This window comes from Bifidobacterium eulemuris, from assembly GCF_014898155.1.
In the GTDB taxonomy this organism is placed as follows: domain Bacteria; phylum Actinomycetota; class Actinomycetes; order Actinomycetales; family Bifidobacteriaceae; genus Bifidobacterium; species Bifidobacterium eulemuris.
Genome location: NZ_CP062938.1, coordinates 2710416 through 2731486, shown reverse-complemented (window position 1 = coordinate 2731486; position 21071 = coordinate 2710416). Strand labels below are relative to the sequence as shown.

The following is a 21071-nucleotide window of genomic DNA, read 5'->3' as shown; positions in this document are numbered from 1 at the left end:
GGAAATCGATACACCTGTCTTGCGCGCGATATGAACACCATATGAATGGAATTCACACCGCAAGTATCGCTTACCAACGACTACGCGGCCGGCAGACAGCTCGGTCCGAACAGGATTTTGATTTCGGCGAACAGCGAGGTGTCGCGTTTGACGCGGAACCGGTCGCCGAAGGTGAGCACCTTGGCGTTGCCTTTGTCGTCCAGAACCGCCAGCTTGACCTCGCAGTAGCCGGGATGGCTGGTGAGCACCTGCCCCAACTGCATCATATGATTGCGGTCGAGCGCGCCCACCGGCAGGGTGAGCACCAGCGGACGCTCGTCCTCGGCCTCCAAGGTGGGCACCTGCATTTCGGTGGCGCGCAGGCTCACCGTCTCGTCGCGCAACTCCACCTGTCCGCGGATCTGCACCACCTTGTCAAGCACCAGATTCTCGGCGTTCGACTCATACACCTTGCCGAAGAACATGCATTGGATGGAGCTTTCCAAATCCTCGATGGTGACGATGGCCCACGCATTGCCTTTTTTGGAGACGCGCCGGTCCACGCCTGTGACCAGTCCGGCGAGGGTCACCTGCTGCCTATCCCCCATGGTTTTCGCGCGGTCGATCAGCTGCGCGATGGACACCTCGCGCAGGCTCGCCAGCACCGACTGCATGCCGGAGAGCGGATGGTCGGAGACGTACAGGCCCAGCATCTCGCGCTCGAAGTTGAGCTTGGTGCTCTTATCCCACTCCTCCAAGTCGGGCACGTTCACCGACGCGTCGCCCATATCCTCTCCGCCGCCGTCGTCCACGTCGGAGAACAGGTCGAATTGTCCCTCCGCCTGCTTGCGCTTCAGCCCCACCACCGATTCGATGGCGGCCTCATGCACGGTGAGCAGGGCGCGGCGGTTGGGGTCGATCGAATCGAAGGCGCCCGCTTTGATCAGGGATTCCACCAACCGCCGGTTGAGCGCGGTCAGCGGCACGCGGCGGATGTAGTCCATGAAGTTCACGAACCTGCCCCGCTCGCCGTTGCGTTCGGCGATGATATCGGCCACGGCCTTGTCTCCCACGTTGCGGATGGCGCCCATGCCGAAGCGCACGACGTCACCGACGGCGGAATACTCGTACACGGATTCGTTCACATCCGGAGAGAGCACCTGGATGCCCATGCGGCGCGCCTCTCCCAGATACAGGGCCGTTTTGTCCTTGTTATCCTTGGTGCCTTGCAGCAGGGCGGCCATAAACTCCACCGGATAGTGGGTTTTGAGATAGGCGGTCCAATAGGAGATCAGTCCGTACGCGGCGGAATGCGCTTTGTTGAACGCGTATCCGGAGAACGGCACGAGCACGTCCCACACGGCCTGCGCGGATTCCTCCGAATAGCCGTGCTTCTTCATGCCCTCGAAGAACGGGATCTTCTCTTTGGCCAGCACTTCGGGCTTCTTCTTGCCCATGGCTCGGCGCAGCACGTCGGCCTTGCCCAGCGAATAGCCGGCGAGTTTTCGCGCGGCGGCCTGCACCTGCTCCTGGTAGACGATCAGACCGTAGGTCTCATCGAGGATCTCCTTCAACGGTTCCTCGAGTTCGGGATGGATCGGCTCGATCTTCTGCAGGCCGTTCTTGCGCTTCGCGTAGTTGTTGTGCGAATCCATATCCATCGGGCCCGGTCGGTAGAGCGCGATCAGAGCGGAGATGTCGTTGAAGTTGTCGGGGCGCAAGGTACGCAGCAGCGCGCGCATGCCGTCGGAATCGAGCTGGAACACACCTAAGGTGTCGCCGCGCGACAGCAGCTGGTAGGTCTCCTTGTCGTCCAGCGGGATCTTCGTGTAGTCGATCGCCGGCTTGCCGTTCGCCTCGATGTTCTTCAAGGTGTCGTGGATCACCGTCAAGTTGGAAAGCCCGAGGAAGTCCATCTTCACCAGACCCAGCGTTTCGCAGGTGTGGTATTCGAAGGTGGTGGTGATGGTGCCGTCGACGCGTTCCAGCAACGGCGAGGTGTCGGTGATGGGCGCCGAACCCATGATGGTGGCGCATGCGTGCACACCGGTCTGGCGGATCAGTCCTTCGATGCCCTTCGCCTTCTCGGTGATCTTCTTGGCGTCCGGATTCGAATCGTAGAACTCGCGGAACTCGCGCGCCTCCGCGTATCGCTTGGAGGTCGGGTCGAAGATCTCGCTTAGGCTCGCGTCCTTGCCGTTCTTGCTCGGCGGCAGCGCCTTGGTGATCTGCTCGCCCATGGAATACTCGTATCCCATGATGCGGGCGGAATCCTTCAATGCCTGCTTGGTTTTGATGGTGCCGTAGATCACGCATTGGGCCACCTTGTCATGGCCGTATTTCTCGCCGCAGTATTCGATGACGCGCATACGGCCCTCGGGATCGAAGTCCACGTCGATATCCGGCAGAGAGACTCGTTCGGGGTTGAGGAACCTCTCGAAGATCAGACCATGCTGCAACGGGTCGAGCTCGGTGATGCCCATCGCGTAGGCGACCATCGAACCTGCGGCCGAGCCACGGCCCGGCCCCACCATGATGCCGTGGTCCTTGGCCCACTGGATGTAGTCGGCCACCACAAGGAAGTATCCGCAGAACTGCATCTGGCAGATCACGCCGCATTCGTAGTCCGCCTGCTGAAGCACATCGAGCGGCACATTGCCGTCGTAGCGGCGCTCGAGGCCCTCCTCCACCTGCTTCAAAAACAGGCTGGTCTCGTCCCAGCCTTCGGGGCAGGGGAACTGCGGCATGAACGCGCCGTCCTCGTTGTCGTCGAAGATCACATTGCAGCGTTCGGCGATCGCCAGCGTGTTGTCGCAGGCGCCGGGGAATTCCTTGAACAGCTCGCGCATCTCCTGGGCCGATTTGATGTAGTAGCCGGAGCCGTCGAATTTGAACCGTCCCGGCTCGTCGAGCCTGGAGCCGGAGTTGATGCACAGCATGGCGTCCTGCGCCTCGGCGCCCGATTCCAGCACGTAATGCGCGTCGTTCGTGGCGAGCAGCGGCGCGTTGAGCTTCTTCGCGATCTCCAACAGGCCGGGCACGTTGCGACGCTCGATCGTCAGGTTATGGTCCATGATCTCGATGAAGAAATTATCGCGTCCGAAGATATCCTGCATTTCGCCGGCTGCGCGCAGCGCCTCGTCGAATTGGCCGAGCGCCAGACGGGTCTGGATGATGCCCGAGGGACAGCCCGATCCGCAGATCACGCCTTTGGAGTAGGTGGAGAGCACTTCCTTGTCCATACGCGGGTAGCGCTGCACACGACCTTCGAGGTTGGCCACCGAAGACGCCTTGAGCAGATTGACCAGACCTTGGTCGTTCTCCGCCCACAGGGTGAGATGGGTGATCAGACCGCCACCGGAGACGTCGTCGGGGTTGCGCTTGCCGCCATGCAGGGTTTTGTCCCATGTGGTGTCCCAGCTCACGCGGGTGGGATCCTGACGCGCGGTCTCAGGCGTCACATACGCCTCGATGCCGAGAATCGGCTTGACGTTGGCCTTCACGCATTCGGTGAACATCTCGTACGCGCCATGCATGTTGCCGTGATCGGAGATGCCCACCGCGGGCATGCCCAGTTCCGCCGCGCGTTTCGCCAATTCCGGGATTTTCGATGCACCGTCCAATAGCGAGTAGTGCGTGTGGTTGTGCAGATGTACGAAGTTTCCCGATTCAGCCATGCCTTCCACGATACCTGCCCGAGGCGACGCGTCCGGCGCGTCCGAAACCGTCAGTGTTCGCGGTGGCGTTCGCGCATCCGTTCCAGCGCTTGCGCCAGATCGGCGGGATATCCGCTGGTGACCGTCGTCCACACATGAGTGCGCGGATGGCGGAATTCCAACTGTTTGGCATGCAGCCACTGGCGGATCAGCCCCAATTCCTCGGATAGCACCGGATTGGCGCCGTACATGGGGTCGCCCACCAGAGGGTGTCCGATCGAAGAGAAGTGCACGCGGATCTGATGGGTGCGTCCGGTCTCCAGATTCACCGAAACCAGCGTCGCCTCGCCGAAGCGCTCCATCACATCCCAATGGGTGATGGCGGGTTTGCCGGCCGGGGTGACGCAGAAACGGAAGTCGGAGACCTTCGCGCGTCCGATGGGCGCGTCGATGGTGGCGCGGTCCTGCTTCAGATCCCCCTGCACCAGCGCATGATAGGTTTTCACCACCTCATGTTCGGCGAACTGCCGTCGCATCTCCACATACGCCTGTTCCGACTTGCAGACGAGCATCAGCCCCGACGTGCCTACGTCCAATCTGGAGACGATGCCTTCGCGTCCGGCCGCGCCATAGGAGGTGATGCGCACGCCGCGGTCGCGCAGGCTGCCTAGCACGGTGGGGCCGGTCCAACCGATGGAGGCGTGCGCGGCGACACCCACCGGCTTGTCGACCACCACCACGTCATCGTCCTCGTAGACGACGGCCATGTCGTTGGCGATGGGTTCGGGCTCGCGCTGCTCCTCGACCAGATCGATGTCGATGGTCTCCCCCGCCTGCAACGTGCCGGAACGTGCGATGTCGCGTCCCAGCACACGAACCTGCCCGGAGTCGATCAGATCCGCGGCCTTTGACCGCGATATCCCCAGCATTTTGGCGATGGCGACGTCGAAACGCTTGCCGACCAACGCGTCGGGAGCGGGAACCAAGCGGCTCATCGCGCCCCGCTTCCCGGATCGGGCATGCCTCCGTCCGCTCGCTCCGTCGCCGCATCCTCCCCGCACGTATCGTCGCCCGACTCGGCGGAAAGGGCCCCTTCGGCCGCCCGCGCGCGTTCGTCCAGATCCTTCTGGCTGTAGGGCACGCCCAGCAGGATCATCCCCACGATCATCACGCCGGCGACCACAAGGAACACATCCGCGACGTTACCCACGGACCAACCGTAGTTGAGGAAGTCCACGACCTTGCCGTCGAGGAAATGCTCGGCATAGACCACACGGTCGATGAGATTGCCGAAGGCGCCGGCGAAGGCCAGGGCCAGGGCCACGGTCCAGCGCATGGAAATCGTGCGCACGGCAAGCACCACCAGCGCCACACAGGCCACGATCGCCAGCAGGGAGATCAACCATGTGACGTTGGATCCCATCCCCAATGAGGCGCCGGGGTTATACACCAGAGTCAGCGAGAGCAGGCCGGGAATGACCTGCACGTCTCGTCCATCGACCAGGGCGGTCTGTGCCCAGGCCTTGGTGAACTGGTCGGCGATGAGAGCCACCGCCACCACACATGCAAAGACGGCCACGCGGATGCGCAGCCGTCCCTGTTGACTAGTCATAAAGCGTCAATCCCTTATCGTCACGCGTTGGTGGACGAAGTCTGGTTGTCGTAGTTGTTCGTGTCCGACACCTGCGCGGCGAGCTGGCCGAGGAACTCGGTGAGACGGGCGCGGTATTCGGTTTCGAACTGCTTGAGGCTCTGGATATTGCCTTCGACGACCTTCGACTGGGCGGTGAGGTTGTCACGCACCTGCTGGGCGTAGGTGTCGGCGGCGGAACGGGTGTTCTGGTCGTACGCGTCGGCACGCTGGTGGACCTCGTTCTCGTGAACCTCGGCGCGCTGGTGCACCTCGTTCTCATAGTTGTCCGCATCGGAGCGGGTCTTCGCCGAATACTCGTCGGCCTCGGCATGCACGCGGGTGCTGTACTCGTCGGCTTCGGAACGCACATGGGCGGAGTACTCATCGGATTCGGAGTGGATGCGGGCGCTGTACTCGTCGGCATCGGTGTGCGTGCGCGCGTTGTACTCGTCGGCTTCGCCACGGGTGCGGTTGGAGTAGTCGTTGGCCTTCTCGATCAGCTCGTTGTACCTAGCCTGGCTGGCATCGGTGATCTCACGAGCCTTGGCCTTACCCTTGTCGACGTACTGATCATGCAGCTGCATCGCCAGAGTCAGCATGGCGGTGGCGCGCTCGGGTTCGGTGTTCGCCATCTGCGCGGCACCGGCGATCTTCTGCAGGGAGCCGGTTTCGGTGTTCGGCTCGACCTTGGCGATCTGGGCGCGCAGCTGGTTCTCGCGCTGCTTCGCCTCCTGCAGCTGGCGGGACAGATCGGCGACCTGCTCGTTGAGCTGCTGGGTCGCGGCGGCATACTGCTGGGCTTCGGCGAGCTGGCGGGACAGGTCCTCGCTGGAGGCGCGGAACTTGTCGCGCTCCTGCTGCACGGCGACCAGCTGGTCCGCGACCTCCTGATTGCCAGCGGCCTGCGCGGCCTGGGCGGTGAGCTGGTCGATCTGCGCGTTGAGCTGATCGACCTGACCCTTAAGCTGGTCGTTCTGGGCGGTCAGGGCGCGGTTGCTTTCCTCGGCCTCGCTCAGCTTGGCCGCGTTGACCTGGGCGGCCTGGTCGTCGACGACCGGCTCGGCGTTCTTCAGTGCGGCGTTCTCATTCTGCAGCTGCTGCACCTGCTCGGTCAGCTCGGAGATCTTCGCGTTCAGACCGGCGACATCCGGACCGAGCGACTGGGTGGAAGGGCCGTTGGCGACGGCCTGACGCCCCAGCGCCTCAACCGTTTCCGTGACCTGATCCAGGAAGTCGTCGACCTCGTCGACGTCATAGCCTTCCTTGAATCGAACGGTCTGGAAGGTATGCTCCCTAATATCCTTCGGCGTCAACAGAGCCATAAATCTTGCACCTCGCTTTGGGGCAGTGCCCTCGCTAAGAGTTGGTATCAACTCACGATGCTAGCACGGCCCCCGTGCAATAGCGCATTTTGATGCAAAAACGCGCCGAATTTCATTAACAAAAACCGCCTAGATGATGATCTGCAACACCACCAAAGCGAAATACAGCACAATGAAGCTCACGTCGAAATACACCGCACCCATGGGAATGGGACGGATGTAACGGCGCAGCCACCGCAGCGGAGGCTCGGTGATCGAATACACCACATTGATCAGCTGCGCGACGATGCCGCGCGGATACCAGCGCGGGGCAAGGATGGCGACCCAGTCGAGAATCATGCGGACGAACAGCACGGTGATGTACGCGCCGATCAGCCAATCGAGAATGCGTGCGATGAGATACAGAATCATGATGTCCTAACGTACCAGCGAAACACGAAAGCCACCTGGACGCTCGCTGGGAGCGCAATCAGGCGGCTTTGCGAAAACAGGCGGCTGCGGGCCGATCAGTCGACGAACAGGTCCCGAGCCGACGACACGTTGGCGGGTTCCTCGACCTTGATGTTCACCTGGGCCGGGCTGAGCAGGAACACCCGCGGAGTGACCCGCTCCAGCGAGCCCCGCACGCCGAACACCACACCTGCGGAGAAGTCGACGATACGGTAGGCCACGGCCTCGGAGACGCCGGTCAGGTTCAGCACCACCGGCACGCCGTCGCGCAACGCGCGTCCGACCAGCTGCGCATCCTCATACGATTTGGGATGGATGGTGGTGATGCGGTTGACCTTGCTCTGGAAGGGACTCGCATCACGCTTGCCGGCGGAGGCGGAAGCGGAAGGCTGGGCCATCGGCGTGACCAGATGATCGGAGTCGAAAGTCGATGCGGTGGCGGACTCGTCCTCGGAGGCGAAATCGTCGTCGTCATCCACCACGTCGGCCATGCCCAAATAGGACATCGCGTTCTTCATGAAGCCTGCCATGGTTGTTTCCTTTCGTTACGCCTTCTCAGCGCAGGAAGTCGGGAATATCGAGGTCACCGGGATCGTTCACCGCGACGGTCGGATGCTCCGAGGTCGTGTCATCGAACGGCAGCGACGCCGCATCACCCGGAATGGGGCTGAACGCGGGGCGCGCGGTCGGCTCGTCGATGGGCGCCACCGGCTGCGTAAGAGGAGCCTGCGCCGCCTGTTCCTTGACGGCGGGCTGAGCGGCCTGGACGCCGGCGGTTTTGGTGATGGGATCGAAACCGGCGGCGATGACGGTGACGCGCACTTCGTCGCCGTAGGCGTCGTCAAGGGCCAGACCCCAGATGATCTGCGCCTCCGGATGAATGGCCTTGCGCACCAGATTGGTGGCCGCGGAGGCCTCCTGCAGCTTCAGGTCGGTCGGACCGGCGATATTGATCAGCGCACCATGGGCGCCCTCGATGCTTTCCTCAAGCAGCGGGGAGCTGATGGCGATCTCTGCGGCCTGCGTGGCGCGGTCCTCGCCGCGGGCGGAGCCGATGCCGAACAGGGCGGTGCCGGCGCCGCGAAGAATGGAGTTCACATCGGAGAAGTCCACATGGATATAGGAGTTCATCGAGATGAGGTCGGTGATACCGCGCACACCGGCGAGCAGCGCGGTGTCGGCGGTTTTGAACGCGTCGATGATGCCGATGGTGCGGTCGGAGAGCTCCAGCAGACGATCGTTGGGAATGACGATCAGCGCGTCGACCTCCTTGCGCAGGTTGTCGATGCCGTAGTTGGCGGAGGCGGCGCGTTGCGGGCCTTCGAAGCTGAACGGACGGGTCACGACGGCGATGGTCAGCGCGCCCTGCTGGTGGGCGGCGCGCGCGACGATCGGACCGGCGCCCGTTCCGGTGCCGCCGCCTTCGCCGCAGGTGACGAACACCATGTCGGCGCCCTTCAACGCCTCTTCGATGTCGGACTGGTGATTCTGCGCGGCCTTCGCGCCCTTCTCAGGATCGGCGCCGGCGCCAAGTCCGCGGCTGGAGGCGTCGGACAGGGAGATCTTCACATCCGCGTCGGAGCGCAGCAGATCCTTCGCATCGGTGTTCACCGCCACGAATTCAACGTTTTGCAGCCCTTCGGCGATCATACGGTTGACGGCGTTGCCGCCGGCTCCACCTACGCCGACGACCTTGATGTTGGTCTTGTCGTTGAACTCAGTCTGGGCGATCTCGCTCACATTGGACTCCTGTCACTCACGGTTATGCCTAACTCTAGCGCAGAGGTTGGTCTCAGTACGGCATATTACCGCACGAAAACACCAGTGTTTCGTGATTTTTTCTGGCAGATTATCGGCCATGCGCGCCGGCCACCCCAAATTCAGTAGCTGGCGTCCATCGGATCGTCGCCGAAGAGCGCCTCACGCTCCTCATGCGTGGTCGTCCGCGAATCAAGCCATCCGTAAGGAAGATGCACCTTCTTGGCGAATCGCACACGGCCGCGGGGTTTGTCCACCACCCGTTCGGGGAACCGCACCTCGGGGTCGAGACGGCCGATCTCGCGTTCCACATCGGCCAGGCTTTCGCATTCCATAAACGCCTTGCGCGTGGCTCCCCCCACGGGGAACCCCTTGAGATACCACGCGACATGCTTGCGCAGGTCGTGCACGGCCATACGCTCGTCGCCGTCGTAGAACTCGGTGAGCAGACGCGCATGCCGTTCGATCACGCGACACACCTCGCCCAGGGTCGGGTTGATGCGTTCATCGCTGCCTTCGAACGCGTGCCTGATGTCGGCGAACAGCCACGGCCGCCCCTGGCATCCACGGCCGATGGCCACGCCGTCGCATCCGGTCTGGGCCACCATGGCGAGCGCGTCGTCCGCGCCCCAGATGTCGCCATTGCCGAACACGGGAATGTCCAGAGTCTGCTTGAGCTCGCCGATACGGCTCCAATCGGAGTGGCCTCCGTAATATTCCGCCGTGGTGCGCGCATGCAGGGTGACGGCTTTGCAGCCCTCCTCCTGCGCGATGCGGCCGGCCTCGAGGAAGGTCTCATGCTCATGGTCGATTCCGACACGGATTTTCGCGGTGACGGGAATGTTCGCCGTCTCGCATACCTTGACCACCCGTTGGATGAGCTCGGTGAAGATGTCGGTTTTCCACGGCAGGGCGGATCCGCCGCCGCGGCGGGTGACTTTGGGCACCGGGCATCCGAAGTTCAGATCCACATGGTCGGCCATGCCTTCGTCCACCACGATTTTCGCGGCCTGTTCGGTGATGGAGGGGTTCACGCCGTACAGCTGCAGCGAGCGGATCCTCTCGCTCGGCGCGAAACGGCATAGACGCAACGCCTTGGGATTGCGGGCCACCAATGCGCGGGCGGTGATCATCTCGGCCACGTACAGGCCATCCGGACCGTATTCCTCGCACAATACGCGGAATGGCCAATTGGTCACGCCCGCCATCGGAGAAAGCACCACCGGCGTATTCACCGTCACCGGTCCCAGCCGCACGGGTGCCATCGTCACATCCTTCAACGCGCCAGAGGCGACCGAACGCGGGTCCTCGCCCACATTCGAGTCGCCTCTGACATCGACAACCAGATCAGCCATGCTTTAGTACAGACCACCGGCCTGGTTGATACGCACGGACTCGGGCCACGCCTCGCCGCCCATCGAAACCGGCTTCATCGGCACGACGGCGCGCTTCTCGCCGATACGCTCGGCCACATAATCGGCCACCTTGTCGAGCGCGACGCGCTCCTGGGCCATGGTGTCGCGTTCGCGGATGGTCACGGCCTGGTCCTCGAGGGTGTCGAAGTCGACGGTCACGCACAGCGGAGTGCCGATCTCATCCTCACGGCGGTAGCGGCGGCCGATGGCGCCGGCCTCGTCGTAGTCGACCATCCAATCATGCTGGCGCAGTTCGGCGGCCAGATCCTGGGCCACGGACTGCAGTTCGGGCTTCTTGCTCAGCGGCAGCACGGCGGCCTTGACCGGGGCCAGGCGCGGGTCGAGGCGCAGCACGGTGCGCTTGTCGACGCCGCCCTTGGTGTTCGGGGCCTCGTCCACATCGTAGGCGTCCACCAGGAAGCACATCAGGGAGCGGGTCAGGCCGGCGGCCGGCTCGATCACATACGGCACGTACTTCTCGCCGGTGGCCTGGTTGAAGTAGCTCAGGTCCTCACCGGAATGCTTCGCATGCGCGGACAGGTCGAAGTCGGTGCGGTTCGCGATGCCCTCGAGCTCGCCCCAGTCGGAGCCCTGGAAGCCGAACTTGTATTCGATGTCGACGGTACGCTTCGAATAGTGGCTGAGCTTCTCCTTGGGATGCTCGTAATGGCGCAGGTTCTCAGGGCGCACACCGAGGTCGAGATACCACTGGGTGCGCGCGTCGATCCAGTACTGATGCCAATCCTCATCGGTGCCGGGCTCCACGAAGAACTCCATCTCCATCTGCTCGAACTCGCGGGTGCGGAAGATGAAGTTGCCGGGCGTGATCTCGTTGCGGAAGCTCTTGCCCATGTTGGCGATGCCGAACGGCGGCTTCGAGCGCGAGGAGGTCATCACGTTCTTGAAGTCCACGAAAATGCCCTGAGCGGTTTCCGGGCGCAGATAGTGCAGGCTGTTCTCGTCCTCAACCGGGCCCAGATGCGTGCGCAGCATCATATTGAAGTCGCGAGGCTCGGTCCACTGGCCGCGGGTGCCGCAGTCGGGGCAGACGATGTCAGCCATGCCGTTCTCGGGAAGCTTGTCGCCGTGCTTCTCGGCATAGGACTCCTCGAGTTTGTCGGCGCGGTTGCGCTTGTGGCAGTTGAGGCACTCGACGAGCGGGTCGTTGAACACACTCACATGGCCGGAGGCCACCCACACGGCCGGAGGCAGGATGATGGAGGTGTCGACGCCGACGACGTCGGGGCGGGTGGTGACCATGAAGCGCCACCATTCGCGCTTGATATTGTCCTTCAGAGCCACGCCGAGGGGGCCGTAATCCCAGGCGGAACGGGTGCCGCCGTAGATTTCGCCGGCGGGGAACACGAATCCGCGACGCTTGGCGAGGGAAACGACTTCATCGAGTTTGGATTGAGCCACAATGCACCTTCTGGTTTGAACGGTTTGGGTCTTGGGTTAACCATTGAAGAATACCCGCACACGGTGACACCCGAACGCATGGTGCGATGTTCGGCCCATGGTGCGGCGCCTTTCCATGGTGAGGTAGCGATGGCGGAATATCAGGCCACCGCACCATGGAACCAGCGCACCATGAGCGCCCTCTAATGGCAAGGGCGGGTCAGCGGCTGCCAGGGGTCGAGTTCCGCGGGCTCGGCGTGCAGCAGTTCGCGCGTGGCGGCGTCGAGATAATCCTTGCGGATCACCAATTCGATGACGAACTGGTCGAACCACGAGTCGGAGGCCACATAATAGCCGTCCTTGCCGTTGTCCTTGCCCCAGCTGTTCTCGACCTTCCAACGGTTCGGCTTGCCGTCGGCGTCAAAATTGACGCCGGTCAACGTCATGGCGTGGTTGCTCGGGCGGTCGCCGTATTCAAGTCCCGTGGCCTTGTCGAAGGTGAATTCGGTGCCGAACAGCTGGTCGACGCGCACGCTGTCGCGGTCGAACACGCCTTCCTTGCGCAGGGCGAACTGCATGCAGTCGCAGGCGAACCAGATCGGATGCCCGGCGACGAGCTGGTCGACCGCGGCCTTCTTGAATACGTCGAGCGGCAGGTTGATGAATTCCATATCGCCGGCCTCCGCCACATTCGCGGAGAAACGGACGCGGTAGCGCGTGGAGAACGGGGTGCGTTCCATCGGCGCGTTGCAGAGGGTCACGAAGTCGTTCACATCCACCGGCACGTATTTGCGGGCGAATTCCAGCGGGGTGATGCCGGTTTCGCGGATCTGCCGGCGAGTGTCCTTGCCGGTTTTCGGCTGCTCGTCGACGTTCTTCGCCTCACCTGAGGGTTCACCGGACTTACCCGTGTCGTCGCCGTCGCCTTTGACCCGGGCGAGGAAGTCGAACGTCGCGGGCGGCTCGCCGAGCGCGATCGCGCAGATACGGTATACGGTCGCCATGTCCTCGTGCTTGATCTGGCGCAGGGCGTCGATCGTCTCCCCCGCCGCATGGCGGGCGCGCAGGTCGGCGGCGAACTCGCGCAGTTTGGTGTTGAGATACTGCTTGAACGCTTCGGAATCACGGGAGTTCTGGGATTCGGGATATGCCGACTTCGGCACCAGACCGTATTTGTTCACCAGCGCGGCGAACATCTGCCACCATCCGCCGTCGTCGGAGGGGCCTTCGTTGATTGCCGCGAACACGCGGGAGTCGACCGGTTCGTCAAGCGTGGCGAGCACGTTCTCCAGATAGGTGTTGGACTTCTCGATCGCGTCCCAGAAGAACAGATACGTTTCCGAGAATTCGAAATCCTCGAGATTCCAGCGGTGCATCAGCTCGTAGCGCAGCGTGTTCAGCGAGGCGAACATCCAGCAGCGGCCGGAACGCTCCTGGTTGGTGATGCTCCCCTGCTTGAGTTCCACCGAGAAATCCCGCGGAAGATTACGCAGCCCTTGATAGTCGGTCGCGGCCTTGAGCACGCCGGACGACACGGCGGCGTTCGCGGCCACCAGATTCGCCCGGTCGGCGTTGAACGCGCGGGAATATTCACGCAGCCGCTCGGCATCCACGGCTTTGGCCGTCGTGCCGTTATGTTCGTTCGTCTCGTTCATCGATTGAGCTCCTGACGTCGTCGTGATATGAACTCCATCACACTACGGCACCGGATGACGGTGTTCAAAACAACGCGATAACCAACGCGCATGTCGAATCGCCGCCGTTGCAGCGAGCCGACCCGTCGTCCGGTTATGGCGTTGTCGTTGACGCCGCCGTCCCTGTCCATACGCGCTCCTACCGTGAAAACAAACATAACAACGCAGGGGAACTCCGGGAAGCTCGGAGTTGAGAGTGGCCCAAGGCCTGACCCTTAGAACCTGTTGGTTAAGACCATCGTAGGGAGCAGTGATGAGCAACGACTCTACTCGTTGCGGCAATGCCGCATATGCAACAACCCAGATTTCGGCCGACGACCCGTTGCGCACGCGTATCGCCGAAGCCGTGCGGTCCGTGAGAAACACCACGCCGCTGGCCCAATCCTTCACGAATTTCGTGACCATCAATCTTGTGGCCAACGCGCAGCTGGCATCGGGCGGCACCGCCGCGATGAGCTTCCTGCCCGACGATATCGTGGATACGGCCCAGATCGCCGGTGCCACCTATATCAACGTGGGCACGTTGCTGCCGTTCTACAAGGATGCATTGCCGGATATCGCCGAGCGGCTCGCGCATCTTGGCAAGCCGTGGGTGCTCGACCCGGTGGCGGCGGGCATCGGCACGACGCGCACCGCGATTCTCCAGTCATTCCGTGACTATCCGCCGACCATCGTGCGCGGCAACGCGTCGGAGATCATCGCATTGGCCGACATGTGGGGATTGAACGACAACGTGGGGGACGCTTACCCAAGCAGCAGGCCGGCCGGCGTGGAATCCGTCGATGACGTGGATTCCGCGACCGGCGCGGCCTTGCGTCTGGCCCGTCATCTCGGCCGTCATACGGGTAAGGCCGCCGTGGCGGTGTCCGGAGAGGTCGATCTGGTGACCGACGGCGAGCATGTCTACCGTCTGCCCGGAGGCAGCGCGATGATGACGAAGATCACCGGTGCGGGATGTTCGCTGGGCGGCGTGACCGCCACCTATCTCGCGGTCGCCGACCCGTTGACCGCCTCGATCGCCGCGTCGTCGCTGTTCAACCGCGCCGGCGAGATCGCCGAAGGCTCGTCCCACGGTCCGGGATCGTTCCAGGTCGAATTCCTCGACGCGCTGTGGAATGTGACCGACGAGCAGATCGCCGCCTCCCCCATACTCGTGACGCGTTGATCGGCAGGGAGCACATCATGACCAACGATTACCCCTACGCTTCGATGCGCGAGAGCTTCGACCTGTCCGCCTATCTGGTGCTCGGCCCCGACGATTGCAAGGGACGTCCGCTGACCGACGTCGTTGACCAGGCGCTTGCCGGCGGCGCGACCTTCGTCCAATTGCGCGCCAAAAACGCGGATGCCGGGGAACTGACCGAGATGGCGCGTGACATCGCGCAGATCATCGAAGACAACGACAAATCCGATTCGGTGACGTTCGTGATCGACGACCGCGTGGATGTGGTGTGGCAGGCACGCCGCAAAGGCATCAAAGTGGACGGCGTGCATATCGGCCAGACCGATATGGAACCGGTCCAGGCACGCGCGCTGCTCGGAGACGACGCCATCGTCGGCCTGTCCGCGCAGACCGAACGTCTGGTCCGACTGATCAACGAGCTGCCGGACGGATGCATCGACTACATCGGCGCCGGTCCTCTGCACTACACCAGCACCAAGCCGGAGGCGGCGGTCGTCGAGGACGACGGCGCGAAGCACACGCTCGACGAGACGCAGGTCAATACGATCTGCTCCGCCTGCGACTTCCCCGTGGTGGTGGGAGGCGGCGTGAAGGCCGACGACATCCCCATGCTGGCCGGCACCAAAGCCGCCGGCTGGTTCGTCGTTTCCGCCATCGCGGGCGCTCCCGACCCCGAGGCCGCCACCCGCGAACTGGTCGCGCGGTGGAAGGCCGTGCGCGGCGACGCCAAACACGGCTATGCCAAACGCGTCTCCAGCTCACAGGTCGTGTCTGACGGTACCGACCATCGCGTCCAGCCGGCCGCCTCGAAACCGGAAAAACCGTTCACCAACGCGAAGGAGGCCAAGGAGGCCGCCAAACTCGCCAAGCAGCAGCGCGTCGACATCGCCGCCCGCGGGTCGGCGCAACGCGACAAGGCGCATATCCGCAAAACCAGAACGGTGCGTTTCGAGAACGAGCACGGCTCGTACGATCTGGAAGTGCCCTACACCGAGATTAAGCTCTCCGACACCCCCGGCGTCGGCCCGAACCCGCCGTTCATCGACTACAACACCGAAGGACCCTCATGCGATCCGAAGGAGGGGCTCGCGCCCCTGCGTGAACGGTGGATCCTCGACCGCGGCGACGTGGCGGAATACGAGGGCCGCGCGCGCAACCTCGAGGATGACGGCAAACGCGCCATCAAACGCGGACGCGCGACCAAGGAATGGCGCGGACGGCGACATAAGCCGCTGAAGGCCAAGGATCATCCTGTGACGCAGATGTGGTACGCCCGCCACAACATCATCACCCCGGAAATGAAGTATGTGGCCGAACGCGAGAACTGCGGCGTGGAGCTGGTGCGTTCGGAACTGGCCTCGGGGCGCGCGGTGATGCCGTGCAACATCAACCATCCCGAGGCGGAGCCGATGATCATCGGCTCGCGGTTCCTCACCAAACTCAACGCGAACATGGGCAATTCGGCCGTCACCTCATCCATCGACGAGGAGGTGGAGAAGCTTACCTGGGCCACCAAGTGGGGCGCGGACACCGTGATGGACCTGTCCACCGGCAACGACATCCACACCACGCGCGAATGGATCCTGCGCAACTCGCCGGTTCCGATCGGCACCGTGCCGATGTACCAGGCGCTTGAGAAGGTCGAGGACGATGCCGACAAGCTCAGCTGGGAGCTGTTCCGCGACACCGTGATCGAACAGTGCGAGCAGGGCGTGGACTATATGACCATCCATGCCGGCGTGCTGATGCGCCACGTGCCGCTCACCGCCGACCGCGTGACCGGCATCGTCTCGCGCGGCGGCTCCATCATGGCGCAATGGTGCCTTTCGCATAATCAGGAAAGCTTCCTGTACACGCATTTCGACGAGCTATGCGACATCTTCGCGAGATACGACGTGGCCTTCTCCCTCGGCGACGGCCTGCGCCCCGGATGCTTGGCCGATGCGAACGACCGCGCCCAGATCGCCGAACTCATGACCTTGGGCGAGCTCACCGAACGCGCGTGGGCCAAGGATGTGCAGGTGATGATCGAAGGGCCGGGGCATGTGCCTTTCGACACCGTGCGGATGAACATCGAGATGGAGAAGGCGATCTGCAAGGACGCGCCGTTCTACACGCTCGGCCCGCTCACCACCGACACCGCTCCCGGCTACGACCACATCACGTCGGCCATCGGAGGCGCCGAAATCGCCCGTCACGGCACGGCCATGCTGTGCTATGTGACACCGAAGGAACATCTCGGCCTGCCGAACAAGGACGATGTGAAGCAGGGCGTGATCACCTACAAGATCGCCTGCCACGCGGCGGACATCGCCAAACACCATCCGCACGCGCAGGACCGTGACGACGCGATTTCGAAGGCCCGCTTCGAGTTCCGCTGGCTCGACCAGTTCAACCTGTCGTTCGATCCGGACACCGCGATCGCGTTCCATGACGACACGCTGCCGGCCGAGCCGGCCAAAATGGCGCATTTCTGTTCGATGTGCGGACCGAAGTTCTGTTCGATGGCCATCTCGCAGAACATCCGTAAGAAGTTCGGAGGGCAGCAGGCGCAACAGCGTCTGGCCGATATGGCACTTGGAGCGCGACCTCAAACGGATTCCGACGCCACCAGCGAATAGGAGAGATATGACCACCACGCTTCCCGCCGTTCTCACCATCGCCGGCTCGGACTCGTCCGGCGGAGCGGGTGTCCAGGCCGATCTGAAAACCATGCTCGCCAACGGGGTGTTCGGCATGTCCGCCATCACGGCGCTCACCGCGCAGAACACCACCGGCGTGCGTTCCGTGCAAGACACCGAGCCCGGCATCCTCGCCGATCAGATCGACGCCGTGTTCGAGGACATCCGCCCTGTGGCCGTCAAAATCGGCATGGTGTCCAATCCCGCGCTGACCGCCGTCATCGCGGATCGGCTCGCAGCGCATCATGCCGCCAATGTGGTGCTCGACCCGGTTATGGTGGCCACGTCGGGCGCGAGACTGATCAGCGACGATGCAATCGACGCGCTGACCGACGCGTTGTTCCCGCTCGCCACGGTGATCACACCGAATATTCCCGAGGCCGAGGCACTGACCGACGCATTGATCACAACCCCCGAGGATATGGAGGCCGCAGGACTGCGTCTGGCCACGCGATACGGCTGCGCAGCGCTGGTCAAGGGCGGCCATGGCACGAACGACGCCAGCGATGTGCTGGTCGAGCCGGGCGGCACCGCGACATGGTTCGAGGGCGTCCGCATCGACAATCCGAACACGCATGGCACCGGCTGTACGCTCAGCTCGGCCATCGCGTCGAACCTCGCCAAAGGACTGCCGCTTCCTTTGGCCGTACAATCGGCGAAGGACTATCTGACCGGGGCCCTGCGGGCCATGCTCGACCTCGGCCATGGCTCCGGCCCCATGGACCACGCGTGGGCTTGGCGATAGCCGTCGCGCCCGCAAGCGCCAACGCCACATACCGACCACCCCATCACCAACAGTAAGGAGTTCACATGGTTATGGATCATCACGCCGAAAAGCAGGAGGTTCCGGTCGATCCGGAAACCGGCAGGCCGTATCTCAATACGGTCGCGGCCGTCTCCATCGCACCCAGCGGGGTTGGCGCCGAGTTGAGCGAATACGTCTCGCAAGCCGTCGCCGTGATCCGCGATTCCGGACTGCCGAACGAGACGAACGCCATGTTCACCAATATCGAAGGCGATCTCGATGAGGTGATGCGCGTGGTCGCCGAGGCCACGAAAAAGCTCGCCGAGCAGGGGTACCGCACCGGCGTGGTCCTCAAACTCGATATCCGTCCCGGATTCTCCGGCCAGATCACCGCCAAGCAGGCGCTGGTCGACGAAATCCTCTCCAAAGAGAACTGACGGCGGAGCCCACTTCTTGGGGCCGAAGGAAGAACGCCGACGGCCGAGGTGATGGCGGTATCCGACTTGATGGTATATCGTTTGACGTATGACGACGATGAAAGAGATTGCAGAGAAGACTGGGGTGTCGGTCTCCACAGTCTCTCTGGTGCTCAACGACCGAGACGAAGGCCGAGTGAAATCAGGTATCGCCGACCAGGTGCGCGCAATGGCGGAGAAACTCGGCTATAAGCCCAACCCTCTCGCGCGGTCCCTGCGCACCAGCAAAACCCGCATCCTCGGCTTCATCAGCGAGGAGGTGGCCACCACCCCATACGCCGGCGGCATCATCCTCGGCGCGCAGGCCGCCGCCAGCCAACTCGGATACATGCTCATCACGGTCAACACCGACGGCGAGGACAGCGAGGATGAGGAGATCACCGCGCTGAAACGGTACGGCGCGGACGGCTTCCTGTACGCGAAGATGTCGAACCGATACACGGACGTGCCCGAAAGCCTGGCCTCCACACCGCTTGTTCTGGTCGACGCCACGGACAGGCAGGGACGCTTCCCCAGCGTCGAACCCGACGAGATACGCATCGCGCATGACGCGACCACACGGCTCATCGAGGCCGGTTGCCAGCGCATCGCCTATATCGGCTGCAGCGAGCCGATGCTCGCCCAGGACCGAAGGTTCGAAGGCTACCGAACCGCTCTGGAGGATGCCGGACGAACCTATGACGAGAGCCTGGTATGCAATGTGCTCAACAACGGACCGGCGTTGCAGGCCGTCAGCGAACTCTTCGACTCGCAGCGGCCCGACGGATTCTTCTGCTTCAACGACGCGCGGGCCTGGTACGTCTATGAGTGCGCCGCGCGACGCGGTCTCTTCATCGGCAAGGACATCTCCGTGATCGGCGTGGACAACCACCGTGTGCTCGCCGAGACGTTGGAGCCCCAGCTGACCACGGTGGAGCTCCCGCACTTCGAGATGGGTTATTGGTCCGTATGCAAGCTGGTGTCCATGATCGAGAAGCGCGATCTGGACGACATCGACATGCCGGAGACGACGGCACCGCTGCCGCCGTTGGATTCGCCGATTCCGGCGATGATCCGCTGCACGCTTATCGAGAAGAATTCCGTGGCCCAACGGGCGTGAGAGGACATCCGTCCGTCAAGTGCGACACGCCGACGATACGGATGTCGGCAACCTTAGAAACCGCATAACGTCAATCGTTTGACATCCCATTGGCCTGCGACACGCGTCAATCGTTTGCCGTCAAACGATTGACGCGTTATACTGAATAGCGTCACCACATAGCGCGGCAGCTGTGGCGACAGCAACAACAATCCGCAAGGCAGCGGGAAACCAACACAAAAAAGGAAAACATCATGGCAAGCGCAAGCAAGTCTGCATGGAAGAATCCTTCCTATCTGCAGAGCTCCTTTGGCATCTTCATGTTCTTCTGTTCCTGGGGCATTTGGTGGTCCTTCTTCTCCAGGTGGTTGCTTGACCCGGACAAGGGTCTGGGTATGACCTCCGCCGAGCAGGGATCGATCTATTCGATCAACTCCCTGGCCACGCTCGTCATCATGTTCATCTACGGCGTGATCCAGGATCAGCTCGGCATCAAGCGCAAGCTCGTCATCGTCATCTCCGCGATCGCCGCCTGCGTCGGCCCGTTCGTCCAGTTCGTCTACGCGCCGCTGCTCTCGGCCGGTGGCGCCACCCGTTACGTCGGCGTCCTCATCGGCTCCGTCGTCCTGTCCGCAGGCTTCATGGCAGGTTGCTCCCTGATCGAGGCCATCACCGAACGCTACTCCCGTAAGTTCAACTTCGAGTACGGCCAGTCCCGCGCCTGGGGCTCCTTCGGCTACGCCATCGTGGCCCTGTGCGCCGGCTTCCTGTTCAACATCAACCCGATGCTCAACTTCTGGGTCGGCTCCGCCTGCGGCGTCGGCATGCTGCTGGTCTACCTGCTGTGGGTCCCGGCCGAGCAGAAGGAGGAGCTCAAGAAGGAAGCCGATCCGAACGCCGCTCCGACCAACCCCTCCTTCAAGGAGATGATCGCCGTCCTCAAGATGCCGACCCTGTGGGTCCTCATCGTCTTCATGCTGCTGACCAACACCTTCTACACCGTGTTCGACCAGCAGATGTTCCCCACCTACTACTCCAGCCTCTTCTCGAGCACCGACGTCGGCGACGCCACCTACGGCACGCTGAACTCCATCCAGGTCTTCGTCGAATCCGCCATGATGGGCGTCGTTCCGATCATCATGCAGAAGATCGGCGTGCGCAACGCCCTGCTGCTCGGCGCCTTCGTGATGTTCGCCCGCATCGGCCTGTGCGGCGTGTTCCACGACCCGATCTCCGTGTCCATCGTCAAGATGTTCCACTCCATCGAGGTTCCGCTGTTCTGCCTGCCGGCGTTCCGCTACTTCACCCTGCACTTCGACACGAAGCTCTCCGCCACGCTGTACATGGTGGGCTTCCAGATCGCCTCGCAGGTCGGCCAGGTCATCTTCTCCACCCCGCTTGGCATGCTGCATGACGCGATGGGCGACCGTCCGACCTTCTTCACCATCTCCGGCATCGTGCTCGTCGCTCTGATCTACGGCTTCTTCGTGATCAAGAAGGACGACCAGGAAGTCGGCGGTGACCCGTTCTACACCGACAAGCAGCTGCGCGCGATGGAAGCCGCCAAGGCCTGATCCGCTTCAGCCGCGCACACCTCGCGGTA

16 protein-coding genes and 1 riboswitch are annotated in these 21071 nt (G+C 62.8%); of the genes, 6 read left to right on the top strand and 10 right to left on the bottom strand.

All coding sequences use genetic code 11. The features are described 5' to 3' along the window. Positions 1 to 80 precede the first annotated feature (80 nt). From dnaE to BE0216_RS11045, 10 genes are all read right to left on the bottom strand, one after another. On the bottom strand, positions 81 to 3656 hold the full coding sequence (dnaE, locus tag BE0216_RS11090) for a DNA polymerase III subunit alpha (protein WP_094637010.1): 3576 nt from the start codon (positions 3654 to 3656) through the stop codon (positions 81 to 83). 50 nt (positions 3657 to 3706) lie between these two features. Next, on the bottom strand, positions 3707 to 4630 hold the full coding sequence (locus BE0216_RS11085; RefSeq protein WP_094637009.1) for an RluA family pseudouridine synthase: 924 nt from the start codon (positions 4628 to 4630) through the stop codon (positions 3707 to 3709). Beyond that, positions 4627 to 5247, bottom strand: a complete 621-nt coding sequence (locus BE0216_RS11080; RefSeq protein ID WP_094637008.1) for a signal peptidase II — start codon at positions 5245 to 5247, stop codon at positions 4627 to 4629. The genes BE0216_RS11085 and BE0216_RS11080 overlap by 4 nt, the downstream gene beginning before the upstream one ends. Before the next feature lie 20 nt (positions 5248 to 5267). Next, positions 5268 to 6590 carry a DivIVA domain-containing protein gene (locus BE0216_RS11075; RefSeq protein WP_094637007.1) on the bottom strand — a complete coding sequence of 441 codons (1323 nt, stop codon included), beginning with the start codon at positions 6588 to 6590 and terminating at the stop codon, positions 5268 to 5270. A gap of 129 nt (positions 6591 to 6719) precedes the next feature. Beyond that, positions 6720 to 7001 carry a YggT family protein gene (locus BE0216_RS11070; protein WP_094637006.1) on the bottom strand — a complete coding sequence of 94 codons (282 nt, stop codon included), beginning with the start codon at positions 6999 to 7001 and terminating at the stop codon, positions 6720 to 6722. 95 nt (positions 7002 to 7096) lie between these two features. Further along, positions 7097 to 7570: a cell division protein SepF gene (locus BE0216_RS11065; RefSeq protein WP_094637005.1), complete on the bottom strand. Its 474-nt coding sequence runs from the start codon at positions 7568 to 7570 to the stop codon at positions 7097 to 7099. 25 nt (positions 7571 to 7595) lie between these two features. Continuing rightward, the gene (gene ftsZ / locus BE0216_RS11060) at positions 7596 to 8780 is read right to left on the bottom strand and encodes a cell division protein FtsZ (RefSeq protein WP_094637004.1); all 1185 of its coding nucleotides are present in this window, start codon (positions 8778 to 8780) and stop codon (positions 7596 to 7598) included. 140 nt (positions 8781 to 8920) lie between these two features. Beyond that, positions 8921 to 10063: a tRNA dihydrouridine synthase DusB gene (dusB, locus tag BE0216_RS11055; protein ID WP_404801834.1), complete on the bottom strand. Its 1143-nt coding sequence runs from the start codon at positions 10061 to 10063 to the stop codon at positions 8921 to 8923. Positions 10064 to 10156: 93 nt separating this feature from the next. Further along, positions 10157 to 11632, bottom strand: coding sequence for a glycine--tRNA ligase (locus BE0216_RS11050; protein WP_094637002.1), 1476 nt, complete (start codon positions 11630 to 11632; stop codon positions 10157 to 10159). A 182-nt stretch (positions 11633 to 11814) separates the two neighbouring features. After that, the gene (locus BE0216_RS11045) at positions 11815 to 13266 is read right to left on the bottom strand and encodes a C1 family peptidase (protein WP_094637001.1); all 1452 of its coding nucleotides are present in this window, start codon (positions 13264 to 13266) and stop codon (positions 11815 to 11817) included. A 195-nt stretch (positions 13267 to 13461) separates the two neighbouring features. Beyond that, positions 13462 to 13569: riboswitch (TPP riboswitch) on the top strand. On the opposite strand from BE0216_RS11045, the gene BE0216_RS11040 reads away from it, so the two are divergent. From BE0216_RS11040 to BE0216_RS11015, 6 genes are all read left to right on the top strand, one after another. After that, positions 13559 to 14470, top strand: a complete 912-nt coding sequence (locus BE0216_RS11040; protein WP_094637000.1) for a hydroxyethylthiazole kinase — start codon at positions 13559 to 13561, stop codon at positions 14468 to 14470. (Overlaps the previous riboswitch by 11 nt.) A gap of 17 nt (positions 14471 to 14487) precedes the next feature. Beyond that, positions 14488 to 17109, top strand: a complete 2622-nt coding sequence (gene thiC, locus BE0216_RS11035; protein WP_094636999.1) for a phosphomethylpyrimidine synthase ThiC — start codon at positions 14488 to 14490, stop codon at positions 17107 to 17109. A gap of 7 nt (positions 17110 to 17116) precedes the next feature. Further along, entirely contained in the window at positions 17117 to 17914 is a 798-nt protein-coding gene (thiD, locus tag BE0216_RS11030) for a bifunctional hydroxymethylpyrimidine kinase/phosphomethylpyrimidine kinase (protein WP_094636998.1), read from the top strand. 65 nt (positions 17915 to 17979) lie between these two features. Continuing rightward, positions 17980 to 18351 carry a thiamine-binding protein gene (locus BE0216_RS11025; protein WP_094636997.1) on the top strand — a complete coding sequence of 124 codons (372 nt, stop codon included), beginning with the start codon at positions 17980 to 17982 and terminating at the stop codon, positions 18349 to 18351. An 88-nt stretch (positions 18352 to 18439) separates the two neighbouring features. Continuing rightward, the gene (locus tag BE0216_RS11020) at positions 18440 to 19489 is read left to right on the top strand and encodes a LacI family DNA-binding transcriptional regulator (RefSeq protein ID WP_094636996.1); all 1050 of its coding nucleotides are present in this window, start codon (positions 18440 to 18442) and stop codon (positions 19487 to 19489) included. Between the two features lie 233 nt (positions 19490 to 19722). Beyond that, on the top strand, positions 19723 to 21042 hold the full coding sequence (locus tag BE0216_RS11015; protein WP_094636995.1) for an MFS transporter: 1320 nt from the start codon (positions 19723 to 19725) through the stop codon (positions 21040 to 21042). Positions 21043 to 21071: the final 29 nt, after the last annotated feature.